This is a genomic window from Amycolatopsis ponsaeliensis, assembly GCF_030182635.1.
Classification (GTDB): domain Bacteria; phylum Actinomycetota; class Actinomycetes; order Mycobacteriales; family Pseudonocardiaceae; genus Amycolatopsis; species Amycolatopsis ponsaeliensis.
The window spans coordinates 81,069-98,153 of sequence record NZ_JAPZLD010000039.1; the positions used below are offsets into that span (position 1 = coordinate 81,069).

General features: G+C 68.4%; 18 protein-coding genes. 17 read left to right on the forward strand and 1 reads right to left on the reverse strand.

Annotation, left to right across the window (positions count from 1 at the left end):
• The first annotated feature begins 31 nt into the window (after positions 1-31).
• From nusG to QQ657_RS41440, 4 genes are all read left to right on the forward strand, one after another.
• Positions 32-871 (forward strand): transcription termination/antitermination protein NusG, encoded by an 840-nt coding sequence (gene nusG / locus QQ657_RS41425; RefSeq protein ID WP_284747829.1) that lies wholly within the window; start codon positions 32-34, stop codon positions 869-871.
• Between the two features lie 73 nt (positions 872-944).
• On the forward strand, positions 945-1,382 hold the full coding sequence (gene rplK, locus QQ657_RS41430) for a 50S ribosomal protein L11 (RefSeq protein ID WP_003079266.1): 438 nt from the start codon (positions 945-947) through the stop codon (positions 1,380-1,382).
• Between the two features lie 84 nt (positions 1,383-1,466).
• Entirely contained in the window at positions 1,467-2,186 is a 720-nt protein-coding gene (gene rplA, locus QQ657_RS41435) for a 50S ribosomal protein L1 (RefSeq protein ID WP_284747830.1), read from the forward strand.
• 70 nt (positions 2,187-2,256) lie between these two features.
• Positions 2,257-3,030 (forward strand): alpha/beta fold hydrolase, encoded by a 774-nt coding sequence (locus QQ657_RS41440; protein ID WP_284747831.1) that lies wholly within the window; start codon positions 2,257-2,259, stop codon positions 3,028-3,030.
• A 22-nt stretch (positions 3,031-3,052) separates the two neighbouring features.
• On the opposite strand, the gene QQ657_RS41445 is transcribed toward QQ657_RS41440, so the two are convergent.
• Complete coding sequence (locus QQ657_RS41445; protein WP_284747832.1) at positions 3,053-3,955, reverse strand: hypothetical protein; 903 nt, start codon at positions 3,953-3,955, stop codon at positions 3,053-3,055.
• Between the two features lie 275 nt (positions 3,956-4,230).
• On the opposite strand from QQ657_RS41445, the gene rplJ reads away from it, so the two are divergent.
• From rplJ to QQ657_RS41510, 13 genes are all read left to right on the forward strand, one after another.
• Positions 4,231-4,785 carry a 50S ribosomal protein L10 gene (rplJ, locus tag QQ657_RS41450; protein ID WP_086675530.1) on the forward strand — a complete coding sequence of 185 codons (555 nt, stop codon included), beginning with the start codon at positions 4,231-4,233 and terminating at the stop codon, positions 4,783-4,785.
• Between the two features lie 50 nt (positions 4,786-4,835).
• Positions 4,836-5,219: a 50S ribosomal protein L7/L12 gene (gene rplL, locus QQ657_RS41455; RefSeq protein ID WP_284747833.1), complete on the forward strand. Its 384-nt coding sequence runs from the start codon at positions 4,836-4,838 to the stop codon at positions 5,217-5,219.
• Positions 5,220-5,593: 374 nt separating this feature from the next.
• Complete coding sequence (locus tag QQ657_RS41460; protein ID WP_284747834.1) at positions 5,594-6,793, forward strand: ABC transporter ATP-binding protein; 1,200 nt, start codon at positions 5,594-5,596, stop codon at positions 6,791-6,793.
• A 38-nt stretch (positions 6,794-6,831) separates the two neighbouring features.
• Complete coding sequence (locus tag QQ657_RS41465; RefSeq protein ID WP_086675527.1) at positions 6,832-7,584, forward strand: MlaE family ABC transporter permease; 753 nt, start codon at positions 6,832-6,834, stop codon at positions 7,582-7,584.
• 4 nt (positions 7,585-7,588) lie between these two features.
• Positions 7,589-8,425, forward strand: coding sequence for an MlaE family ABC transporter permease (locus tag QQ657_RS41470; protein WP_284747835.1), 837 nt, complete (start codon positions 7,589-7,591; stop codon positions 8,423-8,425).
• Positions 8,422-9,747 carry an MCE family protein gene (locus QQ657_RS41475; RefSeq protein WP_284747836.1) on the forward strand — a complete coding sequence of 442 codons (1,326 nt, stop codon included), beginning with the start codon at positions 8,422-8,424 and terminating at the stop codon, positions 9,745-9,747. The genes QQ657_RS41470 and QQ657_RS41475 overlap by 4 nt, the downstream gene beginning before the upstream one ends.
• Positions 9,744-10,772, forward strand: coding sequence for an MCE family protein (locus QQ657_RS41480; RefSeq protein WP_284747837.1), 1,029 nt, complete (start codon positions 9,744-9,746; stop codon positions 10,770-10,772). The genes QQ657_RS41475 and QQ657_RS41480 overlap by 4 nt, the downstream gene beginning before the upstream one ends.
• Entirely contained in the window at positions 10,769-11,755 is a 987-nt protein-coding gene (locus tag QQ657_RS41485; RefSeq protein ID WP_284747838.1) for an MCE family protein, read from the forward strand. Before QQ657_RS41480 ends, QQ657_RS41485 begins: the two co-directional genes overlap by 4 nt.
• Positions 11,752-12,933, forward strand: coding sequence for an MCE family protein (locus QQ657_RS41490; RefSeq protein WP_284747839.1), 1,182 nt, complete (start codon positions 11,752-11,754; stop codon positions 12,931-12,933). The genes QQ657_RS41485 and QQ657_RS41490 overlap by 4 nt, the downstream gene beginning before the upstream one ends.
• Positions 12,930-14,108: an MCE family protein gene (locus tag QQ657_RS41495; protein WP_284747840.1), complete on the forward strand. Its 1,179-nt coding sequence runs from the start codon at positions 12,930-12,932 to the stop codon at positions 14,106-14,108. The genes QQ657_RS41490 and QQ657_RS41495 overlap by 4 nt, the downstream gene beginning before the upstream one ends.
• Positions 14,108-15,373, forward strand: a complete 1,266-nt coding sequence (locus tag QQ657_RS41500; RefSeq protein WP_284747841.1) for an MCE family protein — start codon at positions 14,108-14,110, stop codon at positions 15,371-15,373. Before QQ657_RS41495 ends, QQ657_RS41500 begins: the two co-directional genes overlap by 1 nt.
• A 36-nt stretch (positions 15,374-15,409) precedes the next feature.
• Positions 15,410-16,006, forward strand: a complete 597-nt coding sequence (locus QQ657_RS41505) for a hypothetical protein (RefSeq protein ID WP_284747842.1) — start codon at positions 15,410-15,412, stop codon at positions 16,004-16,006.
• Between the two features lie 88 nt (positions 16,007-16,094).
• The gene (locus QQ657_RS41510; RefSeq protein WP_284747854.1) at positions 16,095-17,066 is read left to right on the forward strand and encodes a hypothetical protein; all 972 of its coding nucleotides are present in this window, start codon (positions 16,095-16,097) and stop codon (positions 17,064-17,066) included.
• Positions 17,067-17,085: the final 19 nt, after the last annotated feature.

Here is a 17,085-nt window from a genome sequence, read left to right on the forward strand (position 1 = left end):
CCCCGGCAATGATCAACTGAGAGGACGGAACGTGACCTCCGAAAACGGCACATCAGCCGGTCACGACCTGACCGAGCTTTCCGACGAGCAGGTGCACGCGGCACTCGGTGACGAGGAGTCCGCGCACCTCGAGCCCGTCGAGGTGTCCGACGAGGTCGACGAAGCCGCTTCCGACGTTGATGGCGCTGCGGAAAGCACCGACGACGTGGCCGAGGCCGCCGCTGACGAAGCCGAGCCCGAGGCGGACGACGAGGACCCGGTCGCGAAGCTGCGTTCCGAGCTGCTCGCCGCGCCCGGCGAGTGGTACGTCGTGCACTCCTACGCCGGGTACGAGAACAAGGTGAAGACCAACCTCGAGACCCGGACCACGACCCTGGACGTCGAGGACTACATCTTCCAGATCGAGGTCCCGACCGAAGAGGTCACCGAGATCAAGAACGGCCAGCGCAAGCAGGTGCAGCGCAAGGTGCTGCCCGGCTACATCCTGGTCCGGATGGACCTGAACGACGCCTCGTGGAGCGCCGTGCGCAACACGCCGGGCGTGACCGGGTTCGTCGGCGCCACCTCGCGGCCGTCGCCGCTGACCGTGGACGAGGTGCTGAAGTTCCTCGCCCCGAAGGTCGAGAGCGAAGCCCCGGCGAAGGGCGGCAAGGGCGAGTCCACCGCGACCGCGGCCCCGCTCGGCGGCCCGGCCGTCGAGGTCGACTTCGAAATCGGCGAGTCGGTCACGGTCATGGACGGCCCGTTCGCCACGCTGCCGGCGACGATCTCCGAGGTCAACGTCGACGGGCAGAAGCTGAAGGTCCTGGTGTCGATCTTCGGCCGGGAGACCCCGGTCGAGCTGTCGTTCAACCAGGTCTCCAAGATCTGACGGCCGCCGCGCGGCCGCAGTCCCCACGTCCACGGCAGGTACGCGGGGAACGTAGTACAGGACAGGAAAAGAAATGCCACCCAAGAAGAAGAAGCTTGCGGCGATCATCAAGCTGCAGATCAAGGCGGGTGCGGCCAACCCCGCTCCGCCGGTCGGCCCGGCTCTGGGTCAGCACGGCGTCAACATCATGGAGTTCTGCAAGGCCTACAACGCCGCGACCGAGTCGCAGCGTGGGGACGTCGTCCCGGTCGAGATCTCCGTGTACGAGGACCGGTCGTTCGACTTCAAGCTGAAGACGCCGCCGGCCGCGCGCCTGCTGCTCAAGGCCGCTGGTGTCGAGAAGGGCTCCGGCGAGCCGCACAAGACCAAGGTCGCCAAGGTCACCTGGGACCAGGTCCGCGAGATCGCCAAGACCAAGGAGACCGACCTCAACGCGCACGACATCGACCAGGCGGCGAAGATCATCGCCGGCACCGCCCGCTCCATGGGCATCACGGTCGTCGACGCCTGACGTCTGCAGCACCAGCAGTACGTGGGAGAGCCCGGTGCGGCTCGTCACCACACTGATCCGTTTTGAGAAGTTAAGGACAGAAGCATGACCAAGCACAGCAAGGCATACCGCCAGGCTGCGGAGCTGATCGACAAGGCGCGGCTGTACGCGCCTCTCGACGCCGCGAAGCTGGCGAAGGAAACCTCCAAGACGAAGATGGACGCGACCGTCGAGGTCGCGATGCGTCTCGGTGTGGACCCGCGCAAGGCCGACCAGATGGTCCGCGGCACCGTGAACCTGCCGCACGGCACCGGTAAGACCGCCCGCGTCATCGTCTTCGCCGTCGGCGACAAGGCCGCCGAGGCCGAAGCCGCCGGCGCGGACGCGGTCGGCACCGACGAGCTGATCGAGCGCATCCAGGGTGGCTGGCTCGACTTCGACGCCGCGATCGCGACGCCGGACCAGATGGCCAAGGTGGGCCGCATCGCCCGCATCCTCGGCCCGCGTGGCCTGATGCCGAACCCGAAGACCGGCACGGTGACCCCCGCGGTCGAGAAGGCCGTGAAGGACATCAAGGGCGGTAAGATCAACTTCCGCGTCGACAAGCAGGCCAACCTGCACCTGGTGATCGGCAAGGCTTCCTTCGACACGGAGAAGCTGGTCGAGAACTACGCCGCCGCGCTGGACGAGATCCTCCGCGCCAAGCCGTCCTCGGCGAAGGGCCGCTACCTGAAGAAGGTCACCTTCACCACGACGATGGGCCCGGGCATCCCGGTCGACCCGCTGCGGACCCGCAACCTCCTTTCCGAGGACGCGAACGTCTGAGTCGGACATCACCAGAAAGGGCGTCCCCGCTTGCTGCGGGGGCGCCCTTTCTTCGTGTCTCATGGAGGTCATGCCGACTTTCGCGTCGTTCGACGGCCTCCGGTTGAACTACACCGTGTGGGAGGGCGCCGCCGCCCACCACCCGGTGCTGCTCCAACACGGCTTCGCGGCCGACACGAACGCGAACTGGATCTCGACGGGCGTGGTCGCGGCACTGCGCGCGGCCGGCCTGACGGTGATCTCCCTGGACGCCCGCGGCCACGGCCGTTCGGAGAAGCCCCACGACGAGTGCCGCTACACGGGCGACAGCATGGCCCGCGACATTTCGGCGCTGCTCGACGAGCTCGGCCTGGACGAGGTGTCCCTGGTCGGCTACTCGATGGGCGCGATCATCGCTTTGGCGGCGACGGCGGTGGACAAGCGCATCCGCTGCCTGGCAACGGGCGGAGTGGGGTCGGGCATCGTCGACTTCGGCGGCGTCGACCTGCGCGTGGTGAAGCCGGCGGAGATCGCTTCGGCGTTGCTGGCGGAGGACCCGTCGACGGTCCCGCCGTCCGGAGTGCCGTTCAGGCTGCTGGCCGACGCCACCGGCGGCGACCGCCAGGCGCTGGCAGCGGTGGCGCTGGCATCGCAGGAGGGCCACCTGGACCTGTCGTCGATCGGCGTGCCGACGCTGGTGCTGGCGGGAGATCAGGACCCCCTGGCGGCCGAGCCGGAGCGCCTGGCGGCGGCGATCGCGGGGGCGAGGCTGGTCCGCATCCCAGGCGACCACATGACGGCGGTGATGTCGCCGGCCTTCTCCGAGGCGCTCGTGACGTTCTTGACTGCCCCGCAACCCCGCTGAGTCAGCGGGCACCGGAGCCGGCTCAGCCGGTCGGCGAGGTGGTGGTGGGTACTCCGCTGCACTTCGCCGGTCCGATGGCGTGGCCGGTGATGAGCCACTGGCCCTTCTCTACCTTCGAAACCGTGAAGACGCCCAATGCCGGGCCGCCGCTGATGGCGAAGGTGCAGGAATCGATCGTCACGGTGTCACCGGGCAGCGGGTCCGAGACGCTCGACGGCAGGGATTCCGCGTAGTCGTTCTTGTTCGTCACCTGGGTGGCGAGGAACTCGACGGCCTTCTTGCAGTCGGTTTCGGCGGTGTTCTGCCGGAACGTCTGCGCGATGTCCTGCGCGAACTGGGTCTGGATGTCGCGCTGCCCCTCGTTCTGGAAACGGCCGCAGGCGTCGGCGACCCGCCCTTGAGCGATGTTGTGGTACACGAACCGCACCGCCTCGTACGGGTTCGTCGAGAACACGTGGTTCGTGTGGTACTTCCCGCCGCCTTCTTGGGCCAGCTGGGCCGAGGTCTTGCCGGCGTCGTTCGGGAAGAAGTGGTTGTACAGCCACGTTCCCGCCAGGCCGAGGATCACGATCGCCAGCACCCACGCGATCACCTTCTTGCCCAGCCAGCTCAGCCAGCGAGGCGCACGGCGGCGCTCGGTCGGGACCAGCTCGTAGCCCGGCGGAATGACCGGCGGCTGCCCGGCACCGGCGTTCTGCGTGGCCGGCTGTGAAGGCGGCGCTTGGACCATTCCGGCGTCCGGTGGGGGCGCCGGCTGGTTGCCCTGCTGGGACTGCGTGAACTTCAAGTAGTCCTGGAACTGCTGGAACTGCCTGAACTGCTCCAGCTGCGCCGGATCCACCGGCGGCGGCGGCGAAGCGGGCGTCGAAGAGCCCGCCGGTTCGATTTCCGAGCCCGGCTTTCCGTCATCGCGCTGCTCCGCCACGTGACCATGATGCCCCACGCCGCCGCCAAGGTGGGGGTGGGAGAAGGCTTGTCGGCTTGACAAGGTATTCTTCTCGATGGTTCTACCGAAGACCGCTGGTTTTCCCCGCAAGGGGAACGAAGGTCCCGCACTCGCCGGGGCGGCCCGCGCAGGAGGAACGAGGCTCGGCGCCATCGTGTGCCGTACAACGCCCCGCGCCTGTTGCGCGAGGGCGTTTCGTCGTTTCGGGGGCCCCTCGGTGCCAGTGGAAACACTAGCCAAGAGAGGAGGCGACCATGGCGAAGCCCGACAAGGTGGCGGCCGTCGCCGAGATCGCGGAGAGCTTCCGCACCAGCTCGGCCACCGTCGTTACCCAGTACACCGGCCTCTCCGTGTCCCAGCTGTCCCAGCTGCGCCGCGCTCTCGGCACCAGTGCCAAGTACCGGGTCGCGAAGAACACCCTCGTCAAGCGTGCCGCCGAAGACGCGGGCGTGACGGGGCTCGAGGACCTGTTCGTCGGCGCGACCGCCATCGCCTTCGTCGAGGGTGAGGCTGTCGACGCCGCCAAGGCGCTTCGCGACTTCGCGAAGGACAACAACGCGCTTGTGATCAAGGGCGGCTACATGGACGGCAAAGCGCTGTCCGTGGACGAGATCAACCGGATCGCCGATCTCGACAGCCGTGAGGTCCTGCTCGCCAAGGCGGCGGGCGCGTTCAAGGCGAAGCTGTCCCAGGCCGCCGCGCTGTTCCAGGCGCCGGCGTCCCAGGTCGCCCGCCTGGCTGCCGCGCTGGAGGAGAAGCAGCGCAACGCCGCCGGTACCGAAGCAGCCGAAGCACCCGCCGAGAGCTGAACCACCCCCCACCCCGAACGTCTAGTTCGTTTTTCTGAGAGGAAGCCATCATGGCGAAGCTGAGCACCGCCGAGCTGATCGACGCCTTCAAGGAGCTGACCCTCCTCGAGCTGTCCGAGTTCGTGAAGGAGTTCGAAGAGGTCTTCGACGTCACCGCCGCCGCTCCGGTCGCCGTCGCCGCCGGCCCCGCCGCCGCCGCTGCCGCCCCGGTCGAGGAGCAGGACGAGTTCGACGTCATCCTCGAGGGCGCCGGCGACAAGAAGATCCAGGTCATCAAGGTCGTCCGCGAGGTCGTCTCCGGTCTGGGCCTGAAGGAGGCCAAGGAGCTGGTCGAGGCCGCTCCCAAGGCCCTCCTGGAGAAGGTCGACAAGGAGGCCGCCGAGGCCGCCAAGGAGAAGCTCGAGGCCGCGGGCGCCAAGATCTCCATCAAGTGATTCCCGGCGCGCAAGCGCCGCAGCACCACCTCGAGAAGGGGCGGGCATCCACACGGATGCCCGCCCCTTCCGTTTTGCCTGGTCACCCGGACCCCCTAGGAGTGGTGTCCGAATAGCCCCGGGTCCCTAAATCGCAGGTTCGGGGCTTCGAAGATCTGCGTCGTTGCCCCGAATGGACTACCGTGCCTCCCGTTGCCGATCACGGCGGGGTGACGAAGGAACCAGGGCTGGCCAGAAAAGAAAACTGGTGAGTAACCTGTTCGCACTCAGCTCGTTGCACCTGGTTGACGCGGGTTCTCGGGGTGCCACAGCCCGCACCCGCCGACAGGGTGTGGCAGCGGGCGCAAAGACGCGGAACAGCTCCTGGAGGTGCGATGGGTGCCGAGGTGGTCATCGAAGGTCTGACCAAGTCCTTCGGTAAGCAGGCCATCTGGCGGGACGTCACGCTGACGCTGCCTCCGGGCGAAGTGTCGGCGATGCTCGGTCCGTCCGGAACCGGCAAGTCGGTGTTCCTCAAGTCGATGATCGGCCTGCTCAAGCCCGACCGCGGCCGCTGTGTGATCAACGGGGTGGACATCGTCACCTGCTCCGAGCACAAGCTGTACGAGATCCGGAAGCTCTTCGGCGTCCTCTTCCAGGACGGCGCGCTGTTCGGCTCGATGAACCTCTACGACAACGTCGCCTTCCCGCTGCGCGAGCACACGAAGAAGTCCGAGACGGAAATCCGCCGGATCGTCCTCGAGAAGCTCGACATGACCGGTCTGAACGGCGCCGACAAGAAGCTGCCGGGCGAGATCTCCGGCGGTATGCGCAAGCGCGCCGGCCTCGCCCGCGCCCTGGTGCTGGACCCGGAGATCATCCTGGTCGACGAGCCGGACTCGGGCCTCGACCCGGTCCGCACCACCTACATCTCGCAGCTGTTCCTCGACGTCAACGCGCAGATCGACGCGACGTTCCTGATCGTCACGCACAACATCAACCTGGCCCGCACGGTGCCGGACAACCTGGGCATGCTCTTCCGCAAGGAACTGGTCATGTTCGGCCCGCGCGAGGTGCTGCTGACCAGCGAGGAGCCGGTCGTCAAGCAGTTCCTCAACGGCAAGATGCAGGGCCCGATCGGCATGTCCGAGGAGAAGGACTCCGCCCAGATGGCCGCCGAGCAGGCGATGTTCGACGCCGGGCACCACGCGGGCGGGGTCGAGGACGTCACCGGGGTGCCGCCGCAGATGCAGACGACGCCGGGCGTGCCGACCCGGATGGGCGGGGTCCGCCGCAAGGACCGCGTCATGGAGATCATGCACCGGCTGCCGGACGCCGCCCAGCAGAGCATCATCGCCTCGCTGAGCCCGGAAGAGCAGCGCCACTACGGCGTCAGCCCGCGGCAGGTCGCCCACGCCCAGCAGCAGCAACAGCAGCAGGTCCCGGCGGGCGCCCGGCAGGGTGACGGCGTCCCGAACCAGCACCACGGCCAGCTGCCCGCCGACCAGGTCGCGCGGATCCCCGGCGGCCAGCCGCCGAGACCGGGCGCACGCCGGATGCCACCGCCGCCGAACAACGGGCCAGGTGGCCGGTGAGTTCTCCCGCAACACAGGCGAAGATCCCCGGGATCGGCATGCTCCGCGAAACCGGGAACCTGTTCGCTCTCGGCCTGGACATCATCCGAGGCCTGTTCCAGCGCCCGTTCCAGCTGCGGGAGTTCATCCAGCAGTCGTGGTTCATCGCGAGCGTGACGATCCTGCCGACGGCCCTCGTGGCGATCCCGTTCGGCGCGGTCATCTCGCTGCAGTTCGGTTCGCTCGCCCGTCAGCTGGGCGCGCAGTCCTACACCGGCGCGGGCTCCGTGCTCGCCACCGTGCAGCAGGCCAGTCCACTGGTCACCGCGCTGCTGGTGGCGGGTGCGGGCGGCTCCGCCGTCTGCGCCGACATCGGGGCGCGGACCATCCGCGAAGAGATCGCCGCGATGGAGGTGCTCGGCGTCTCCGCGGTGCAGCGGCTGATCGTGCCGCGCACCCTCGCGATGATGCTCGTCGCGCTGCTGCTCAACGGCATGGTCAGCGTCATCGGCGTGCTGGGCGGCTACTTCTTCAACGTCGTGCTGCAGGGCGGGACGCCGGGTGCGTACCTGGCGAGCTTCTCCGCCCTCGCGCAGCTGCCCGACCTCTGGGTCGGTGAGCTCAAGGCGCTGATCTTCGGGTTCATCGCCGCCGTCGTCGCGTCCTACCGGGGTCTCAACCCCTCCGGCGGCCCGAAGGGCGTCGGGGACGCGGTGAACCAGTCGGTGGTCATCACGTTCCTCATGCTGTTCGTCGTGAACTTCGTGATCACCCTGATCTACCTGCAGATCGTGCCCGGAAAGCTGGACTAGCGCCATGACGTTCCTCCAGGGCGCGAAACGCGTCGCCAACCGACCCCTCCAGACGCTGGACACGCTCGGCGACCAGATGTCGTTCTACGGCCGTGCGCTGCTGTGGACGCCGCGGACGCTGCGCCGCTACACGAAGGAAGTCCTCCGGCTGCTCGCCGAGGTGAGCTTCGGTTCCGGCTCGCTCGCGGTCATCGGCGGCACGGTCGGCGTGATGGTCGGCCTGACGCTGTTCACCGGTGTCCTCGTCGGCCTCCAGGGCTACTCGGCGCTGAACTCGATCGGGACGTCGGCCTTCACCGGCTTCCTGACGGCGTTCTTCAACACGCGCGAGATCGCCCCGCTGGTCGCCGGCCTCGCCCTGAGCGCCACCGTCGGCGCCGGCTTCACGGCGCAGCTGGGTGCGATGCGGATCTCCGAGGAGATCGACGCGCTCGAAGTCATGGGCGTGCCGAGCCTGCCGTACCTGGTGACGACGCGGATCATCGCCGGGTTCGTGGCGGTCATCCCGCTCTACATCATCGGCCTGCTGAGCTCGTACCTCGCGTCACGACTGGTCGTCATCTACATCTACAACCAGTCGGCCGGCACCTACGACCATTACTTCGACCTGTTCTTACCACCGCAGGACGTGCTCTATTCGTTCATCAAGGTGCTGATCTTCAGCGTCTTGATCATCCTGTCGCACTGCTACTTCGGGTACCGGGCGACGGGCGGCCCGGCCGGTGTCGGCGTCGCCGTCGGCAAGGCCGTGCGCCTGTCCATCGTCACGGTGTCGATCATGAACTTCTTCATCGGGTTCGCCATCTGGGGAACCGACGTCACGGTAAGGATCGCGGGATGAGGACGCTCCGACGCAGGCTGCTCGGCCTGCTGCTCATCGCCGTGATGGTCGGCGGGGTGGCGCTGTCCATCGCGCTCTACGACAAGGCGTTCACGCCCGTCGTCACGGTCAAGCTGCAGGCCGACAAGATCGGCAACCAGCTGATCAAGCAGTCCGACGTCAAGGTGCGCGGGCTGATCGTCGGCTCGGTCCAGGACATCGTCGCCACCGACAAGGGGGCGGAGCTCACGCTCGCGCTCAACCCGGAGTCGGTGAAGCTGATCCCGGAGAACGTCTCGGCGCGGTTCCTGCCGAAGACGCTCTTCGGCGAGCGGTTCGTCTCGCTGGAGATCCCGAAGGACCCGTCGGCCAAGACCCTGGCCAGCGGCGACGTGATCCCGCAGGACCGCACGTCGAGCGCCGTCGAGCTGGACCAGGCGTTCGAGCACCTGATGCCGGTGCTGCAGGCGGTGCAGCCGCAGAAGCTGTCGGCGACGCTCACCGCGATCTCGACCGCCCTGCAGGGCCGCGGCGACCAGCTCGGCGACACGCTCACGCAGCTGGGCACCTACATCGGCGAGCTGAACCCGCACGAGCCGGAGCTGCAGCACAACCTGAAGGCGCTCGCGGAGTTCTCCGACCACCTCAAGGACGCCGCGCCCGACCTGGTGCAGAGCCTCGACAACCTGAGCACGACCACCCGGACCGTGGTCGACCAGCAGCAGAACCTGTCGAACCTCTACGGCAGCCTGACCCAGGCTTCGGTGGACCTGCAGACGTTCCTGCAGAACAACAAGGACAACATCATCTCCCTCGCCGACACCGCCCGGCCCACGGCCGAGCTGCTGGCGAAGTACGCGCCGGAGTACCCCTGCGTGATCTCCCAGATGGCCAAGAACGTCCCGCTGATCGACCAGGCGCTGGGCAAGGGCACCGACCAGCCCGGCCTGCACGCGACGATCGAGATCATCGTCCCGCGCGGGCCGTACCAAGCGGGCAAGGAAGAGCCGCGGTTCGACGACAAGCGCGGCCCGCGGTGCTACGACGCGGACAAGCTGCCGAACCCGTTCCCCTCGGAGCCGCCGGACGGCGCCTTCCAGGACGGCACGAAGCACCAGACCGCGCCGAAGACCGTCGGCGAGGGCCTCAACCCGGCCAAGTTCAAGGCCGACGCGGCCGGCGGCAACGGTAGCGGCGGCGACCTGGCGTACTCGCCGGCGGAGCAGGGCTTCCTGGCCGACCTCCTCGGGCCGCAGCTGGGCATGAACTCCGCCGACGTGCCGGGCTGGAGCTCGCTGCTCGTCGGACCGCTCTACCGCGGGGCGGAGGTGACGGTGAAGTGAGGGGCCTGCTCGCGCCGCTGATCAAGCTCGGCATCTTCGTGGTCGTCACCGTGCTGTTCACGACGATCCTCGGGATCAGCATCGCCAACATCAACACCACCAGCACCAACGCCTACAAGGCGCGCTTCACCGACGCGACGCTGCTGCTGCCCAACGACGACGTCCGCATCGCCGGCGTCCGCGTCGGGCAGGTCAAGGACGTCAAGATCGTCGACAAGCGCCAGGCCGAGGTCGAGTTCGAGGTCGACTCCGGCCGGCAGCTGCCGGCCGGGGTGACCGCGCAGATCAAGTTCCGCAACCTGGTCGGCCAGCGCTACGTCTCGCTCGGCGAAGGCGACGACTCCTCCGGCAAGACGCTCAGCCCCGGCGGCACCATCCCGCTGCAGCGGACGACGCCGGCGCTGGACCTGACCGAGCTGTTCAACGGCTTCAAGCCGCTGTTCACCGCCCTCAACCCGGACGACGTCAACAAGCTGTCGTACGAGGTCATCCAGGTCCTGCAGGGCGAGGGCGGCACCGTGGAGAGCCTGCTGTCGCACACGGCGTCGCTGGCCACCACGATCGCCGACAAGGACCAGGTGATCGGCCAGGTCATCGACAACCTCAACTCGGTGCTCGACACGGTCAACGCGCACACCCCGCAGCTCAACGACCTGATCGTCAAGCTGCAGCAGCTGGTGTCCGGGCTGGCCGCGGACCGCAAGCCGATCGGCGACGCGATCGAGAGCCTCGGCAACCTGGCCGAGACGACGTCCGGCCTGCTGGGTGACGTCCGGGAGCCGCTGAAGAACGACATCAGCGCTCTCGGGAACCTCACGGACCAGCTCAACAAGAACGAGCCGGAGCTGGAGCACTTCATCCAGTTCCTGCCGACCAAGGTGAGCACGCTGACCCGCACCGCGGACTACGGCTCCTGGTTCAACTTCTACGCCTGCGAGTTCTCCGGGAGCGTCAGCTTGCCCCCACTGATCAACGACGTGCCGATCCCGCTGGTGCCTCTCAACCGGGAGAGGTGCAAGGGATGAAGTCCTTCCAGAAGCGCAACCCCGTCCCGATCGCGCTGGTCGGCATCGCCGTACTGGCCCTCGGTTTCATCGCCGCGCTGAACTCCGACGACCTGCCGGTGATCGGCGGCGGCACGACGTACTCCGCCGAGTTCAGCGAGGCCTCCGGGCTGCAGAAGGACAACGACGTCCGGATCGCCGGCGTCAAGGTCGGCAAGGTCAGCGACATCGAGCTCGACGGCGCGTCGGTCAAGGTGTCGTTCAAGGTCAAGGACGCCTGGCTGGGCGACCGGACCAGCGCCGCGATCAAGATCAAGACGCTGCTGGGCCAGAAGTACCTGTCGCTGGACCCGCAGGGCGAGGGCTCGCTGAACCCGGGCACCGGGATCCCGCGGGACCGCACGATGGCCCCCTACGACGTGCTCGACGCGTTCCGCGGGCTCTCGCAGACCGTCGACAACATCGACACCAAGCAGCTGGCGCAGAGCTTCGACACCATCTCGCAGACCTTCGCGAACACGCCGGAAGACGTGAAGGGCGCGCTGTCCGGGCTGTCGAAGCTGTCGGACACGATCGCCTCGCGCGACACGCAGCTGTCGAACCTGCTGGCCAACACCCGCGAGGTGTCGCAGACGCTGGTCGACCGCGACGCCGAGGTGCAGAAGCTGCTCACCGACGGCAACAAGCTGCTCGACGAGCTCTCGAAGCGCGAAGACGCGATCACGTCGCTGCTGAACGGCTCCCGCGAGCTGGCGACGCAGCTGCAGGGCCTGATCGACGACAACGGCAAGCAGCTCGACCCGGTGCTCACGTCGCTGGACCAGCTGACGTCGATGCTGCAGCGCAACCAGGACTCGCTGGCCCAGGGCATCGCGAAGTTCGCGCCGTTCATCCGCGTCTTCACCAACACCATCGGCAACGGCCGCTGGTTCGACAACTACATCTGCGGCCTGGTGCTGCCGTCGTTCGGCCCGATCAACGAAGAGGGGTGCTACACGAAATGAGTGACACCCGCTTCGGCCAGGCCCTGACCCGGGGCTTCACCATCGCGATCGTCCTCGCGCTCGTCGTCGCCGGCGGGATCTGGTGGACCCTCAAGGACGCCGGCCGCAACCACCTGACCGCGTACTTCGCCGGCGCTGTCGGCCTGTACGAGGGCAACAGCGTGCGGATGCTCGGCGTCGACATGGGCACGGTCACCAAGATCCAGCCCATGGGCAACCAGGTGAAGGTCGAGTTCGAGTACGACCGCTCGGTCGCCGTCCCGGCCGACGCCAAGGCGCTCATCGTGGCGCCGTCGCTGGTGTCGGACCGCTACGTCCAGCTCGCCCCGGCCTACACCGGCGGCCCGCGGATCTCCGACGGCGCGGTCATCGGCCTCGACCGCACCGAGGTGCCCCTCGAGGTCGACCAGCTGGCGTCCAGCCTGGCCCGGGTCAGCGAGACCCTCGGCCCGAACGGCGCCAACAAGAACGGGTCGCTGTCGAACCTGCTGAACACCGCGGCGGCCAACGTCGACGGCAACGGCCAGGCCCTGCACGACACGATCACCAAGCTCGGCCAGGCGGCCGGGACGCTGTCGGGCAACAAGGACGACCTGTTCTCCACCGTGGAGAACCTCGGCAAGTTCTCGCAGACGCTGGCCGACAGCGACAAGCAGGTCCGCAGCTTCGAGAGCCAGCTCGCCGACGTCAGCGGCTACCTGGCGTCCGAAAAGGACAACCTGGCCGCGACCGTGCAGCAGCTGGGCACCACGCTCACCTCGGTGCAGGCGTTCATCGACCAGAACCACGACCGGCTCAAGTCCAACGTGGACAAGCTGGCCGGCATCACCAAGGTGCTCGTCGACCAGCGCAGCTCGCTCGCCGAGATCCTCGACGTCGCGCCGGTCGGCCTGAGCAACCTGGTCAACACGTACAACGGCTCGTCCGGCACGCTCGACGCCCGGCCGAACCTCAACGAGCTGACCCAGCCGCCGCTGGTGATGATCTGCCGCCTGCTCAAGCAGGCCGGCAAGGGCATTCCGGACGTGCTCGGCAGCGCCTGCGAGGGCATCGCCGGCGTGGTCGACAAGGTGATCCCGCTGCCGTCCGTGGCGCAGACGGTCCAGGCGCTCCAGGCGGGCCAGCTGCCGCCGCTGCCGCTGCCCATCGCCGGGCAGCTCTACGGAGGTGGCCAGTGAGGAAGCTCCTGTCCGTCGGGGCACTCGCGACCGTGTCCGCGCTGACGCTGTCCGGCTGCGCGTTCAACGGCATCTACGACCTGCCGCTGCCCGGTGGCGCCGACCTCGGCGACCACCCGTACACGGTGAACGTCGAGTTCCGGGACGTGCTCGACCTGACCCCGCAGGCCGGGGTGAAGGTCGACGAGGTGCCGATCGGCCGCGTCGAGAACGTCGGGCTCACCAAGGACGGCTGGCACGCGCTGGTCACGCTGCGGGTCAACGGCGACATCAAGCTGCCGGCCAACGCGATCGCCAACGTGAAGCAGTCGAGCCTGCTCGGCGAGAAGTACGTCGAGCTGGCCTCGCCCGGTGACGACCAGGCCCAGGGCAAGCTCGCCGACAACGCGACCATCCCGCTGGCCCGTACCAACCGCAGCGTCGAGGTCGAAGAGCTGCTCGGCGCGCTGTCGCTGCTGCTCAACGGTGGTGGCGTCGACCAGCTCAACACCATCACCAAGGAGCTCAACAACGCCACGTCCGGCCGCGAGCCGGACATCAAGGCGCTGCTGGACAACGCGAACCAGCTGGTCACGAACCTCGACCAGCAGTCGCGCAACATCACCCGGGCCATCGACGGGCTGAACCGGCTGTCCTCGACCCTGAACGGCCAGAAGGACAAGCTCGTCGGCGCGGTCGACAACCTCGGCCCCGGCCTCGGCGTGCTGGAGCAGCAGCGCGGCCAGCTGGTCACGATGCTGCAGGCGCTGGACAACCTCTCCGGTGTCGCCACCGACACGGTCAACCGGTCGCAGAAGGACCTCGTCGCCGACCTGAAGGCGCTGACGCCGACGCTGCAGAAGCTCGGCGAGGCGGGCAACGACCTGCCGAAGGCCCTGCAGATCCTGCTGACGTTCCCGTTCAGCGACCAGGCCGTCAACGACGTCAAGGGCGACTACTTCAACCTGTTCGCGAAGGTGGACCTGAACCTGAAGACCGTCGTGGAGAACTTGGGCAACAGCCGCCAGAACATCCTGTCCGGGCAGCTGCCGCTGGCCGGGCTGACCGGCGGCACCGAGGGAGCGTCGGGCAATCCGCCGCTGCCGATCCCCGGGGAGAGCGGCCAGCCGCAGTCCGGGCAGTCGAAGCCGGGGCTCGGCAACCTCTTCGGGCTCCTGCCGGGAGGTGCGGGCTGATGCTGGTTCGCCGGACGAAGATCCAGTTGATCGCCTTCGCGGTCATTTCCATCGTCGCGATCGTCTACGCGCTGATCCGGTTCGCCGGGCTCGGCACCGTGTTCGGGAACAGCGGCTACACGGTGAAGCTGCAGCTCAACGAGTCGGGCGGCATCTTCACCAACGCCGAAGTCACCTACCGCGGCTACAACATCGGCCGGGTCGGCGAGATGCGGCTGACCCCGACCGGGCTCGAAGCCGACCTGAACATCGACCCGTCGGCGCCGCAGGTGCCGTCGGACCTCGACGCGGTCGTCGCCAACCGGTCGGCCGTCGGCGAGCAGTACGTCGACCTCAAGCCGAAAGCCGACAAGGGCCCGTACCTGGCGGCCGGCTCGGTGATCCCGGCGTCGAAGACGACCACCCCGGTCAGCACCGAGCGGCTGATCGGCGACCTCGACACGCTCGCCGCGTCGGTCCCGGTCGACTCGCTGCGCACGGTCGTCGACGAGTCCTACGACGCCTTCCGCGGCACCGGCGGCGACCTGCAGAAGCTCCTGGACACCGCGCGCAGCTTCACCACGACCGCGCAGGAGTACCTGCCGCAGACGATCCAGCTGCTCGACCAGGGCGGCAAGGTGCTGGACACGCAGAACGACGAGGCCGAGAACTTCGCGTCGTTCAGCAAGAGCCTCAACGAGCTCACCGGCACCCTGAAGAACTCCGACGGCGACCTGCGCAAGCTCATCGGCATCACGCCGCAGGTGGCGACGCAGATCAGCCAGGTGCTGCGGGAGTCCGGCCCGGGCCTCGGCGCGCTGACGGCGAACCTGCTCACCACGGCGAACCTGACCGTGACCCGGCTCGACGGCATCGAGCAGGGCCTGGTCACCTACCCGGCGCTGGCCGGCGCGGCGAGCAGCGTGGCGCCCGGCGACGGCACCGCGCACCTCGGCCTGGTGCTCAACCTCTTCAACCCGCCGTCGTGCACCAAGGGGTACCTGCCGTACTCGCAGTACCGCACCGGAGCCGACACTTCGCCGAAGGCGGCGAAGGAGGACGCGTACTGTGCCGAACCGAAGGGCAGCCCGATCAACGTGCGGGGCGCGCAGAACGCGCCGTACGGCGGGGTGCCGGTCGCGCCGTCGGCGAGCGACGTGTCGGCGAACGCGAACCGGCCCGCGGAGGAGCTGGCCGAGGAGCGGGACAGCCGGGGCGTCCCGGGCATCGTCGGCAGCCCCGGCGTCAGCCTGAACAGCCTGGGTTCACTGCTCGGCCTCGCCTGACGTGGATTTGATGACCGTTACCTACCCTGGAGTGCTATGAGTTCGGACGAGCCGGCCGACGTGGCGGTGAAGGAGCCCGAAGCGGCCCCTGCGGCCGACGAGACGCCGTCGAAGGAGCCGTCGTCCACGCGGATCCTGGTGCTCGGCGCCGCGGCGCTGGCCCTGGCCGCGCTGATCGCGGCGGCGATCTTCGGCGTCCAGTGGTGGGTGGCGGCGAACGACGACAACGCCGGCCTGGCGGCCTCGCGCGAGGCCGTGGTCAAAGCGGGTACCAACGCGCTGAAGGCCTACACCGAGGTCGACTACACGGACCTGGACGGCTTCTTCGCCCGGCAGAAGTCGGTGTCGGACGACAAGATGTCGCAGCAGATCGACCAGTCGGCGCCGACGTTCCGCAAGGCGCTCGCCGACGCCAAGACGAAGGTCAGCACGGACGTCCAGGACATCGCCGTCGAGGAGCTGGACGACCACGAAGGCAAGGCCAGCTTCCTCGCCGCCATCGCCACGACCGTCACCCAGGGTGACAAGAGCAGCGCGAAGCCGCTGCGCCTCGAGGTGTCGATGACCCGCGTGGGCGAAGACTGGAAGCTGTCCGGCATCGACAGCGTCCCGCTCGTCGCGGCCGGCCAGTAGCGTCACGCAGAAGGAGCTCGTAGTGCCCCCCTCCCGCCGCCAGCCGCCTCGCAGCAGCAGCACTCCGCCGCCGTCGCGCCGGCCCCGTGTGGCCGGTCTGCGCAAGCCCGCGGCGGACGAGTCCGCCGCGGAGCGGACCGGTCAGCTCCCCGCGGTGCCGGCCGAGCCGCGCAAGCCCCGGCCCCGGCCCGCGCCGCGACCGGTGCCGCGCCCGGCCGCCAAGCCCGCGGAGCCGTTCGAGGCCTCGAACGGGCAGCTCGACGCGGACACCGCGCCGTCCGCCGAGGACACGGCGGTGTTCGCGGCGGTCGACACCGACGACGAGCCGAAGGCCGACGCCCTGACCGGCGAGCTCGAGGACGCTCCGGCGCGCCCGGCCCCGCGGCGGAAGAAGCGCGACACGGGGATCGCGAAGCCGACCGACTTCGACGAGGTCCCGGTTTCGGACACCGACCACGAGCCGGCGAAGCCCGCGGGCTCGACGGTGCAGCGGCCGTACGTGGTCGCCGGCGCGCTGGTGCTCGTCGCGCTGATCCTGGGCGGCCTGGCGTACTGGTTCAAGTCCGAAGAGGTCGCCGTGTCGCAGGCGACCAGCAACACCGCGCTGCTGGACGTCGCGAAGACCGCGCAGGTCAAGGACGCCGTGTCGAAGGCGGCCGAGGCGCTGTTCTCCTACGACTTCAACAACATCAAGAAGACCGAGGACGCGGCGAACGACCTGCTCGCCAACGACGACGTCAAGAACAAGTACAACTCGCTGATGGGCGAGGTGAAGCGCCTCGCGCCGACGCAGAAGATGGTCGTGACCTGCAAGGTGACGCGCGCCGCGGTGATCATGCTCAACGGCGACCTGGCGAAGGTGATGGTCTTCGTCGACCAGACCTCGACCCGCACGGACACGAAGAAGACGACCGCGGGTACCGCCCAGCTCCACCTGAACGCCCAGCTCCAGGGCGACAAGTGGAAGATCACGGACATGGACACGTACAACGCGCCCAAGGTCCCGGCGGCCACCCAGGCCCCGGCGTCCTCGGCCCCGCCGGCGTCCCCGTCCAAGTAGTGCCGCCGGGCGACGGGCG

Coding starts and splice junctions, on each gene's coding strand:
- rplK (WP_003079266.1), top strand. CDS start 945: ATGCCACCCAAGAAGAAGAAGCTTGCGGCGATCATCAAGCTGCAGATC.
- rplA (WP_284747830.1), top strand. CDS start 1,467: ATGACCAAGCACAGCAAGGCATACCGCCAGGCTGCGGAGCTGATCGAC.
- QQ657_RS41440 (WP_284747831.1), top strand. CDS start 2,257: ATGCCGACTTTCGCGTCGTTCGACGGCCTCCGGTTGAACTACACCGTG.
- rplJ (WP_086675530.1), top strand. CDS start 4,231: ATGGCGAAGCCCGACAAGGTGGCGGCCGTCGCCGAGATCGCGGAGAGC.
- rplL (WP_284747833.1), top strand. CDS start 4,836: ATGGCGAAGCTGAGCACCGCCGAGCTGATCGACGCCTTCAAGGAGCTG.
- QQ657_RS41460 (WP_284747834.1), top strand. CDS start 5,594: ATGGGTGCCGAGGTGGTCATCGAAGGTCTGACCAAGTCCTTCGGTAAG.
- QQ657_RS41465 (WP_086675527.1), top strand. CDS start 6,832: ATGCTCCGCGAAACCGGGAACCTGTTCGCTCTCGGCCTGGACATCATC.
- QQ657_RS41470 (WP_284747835.1), top strand. CDS start 7,589: ATGACGTTCCTCCAGGGCGCGAAACGCGTCGCCAACCGACCCCTCCAG.
- QQ657_RS41475 (WP_284747836.1), top strand. CDS start 8,422: ATGAGGACGCTCCGACGCAGGCTGCTCGGCCTGCTGCTCATCGCCGTG.
- QQ657_RS41485 (WP_284747838.1), top strand. CDS start 10,769: ATGAAGTCCTTCCAGAAGCGCAACCCCGTCCCGATCGCGCTGGTCGGC.
- QQ657_RS41490 (WP_284747839.1), top strand. CDS start 11,752: ATGAGTGACACCCGCTTCGGCCAGGCCCTGACCCGGGGCTTCACCATC.
- QQ657_RS41500 (WP_284747841.1), top strand. CDS start 14,108: ATGCTGGTTCGCCGGACGAAGATCCAGTTGATCGCCTTCGCGGTCATT.
- QQ657_RS41505 (WP_284747842.1), top strand. CDS start 15,410: ATGAGTTCGGACGAGCCGGCCGACGTGGCGGTGAAGGAGCCCGAAGCG.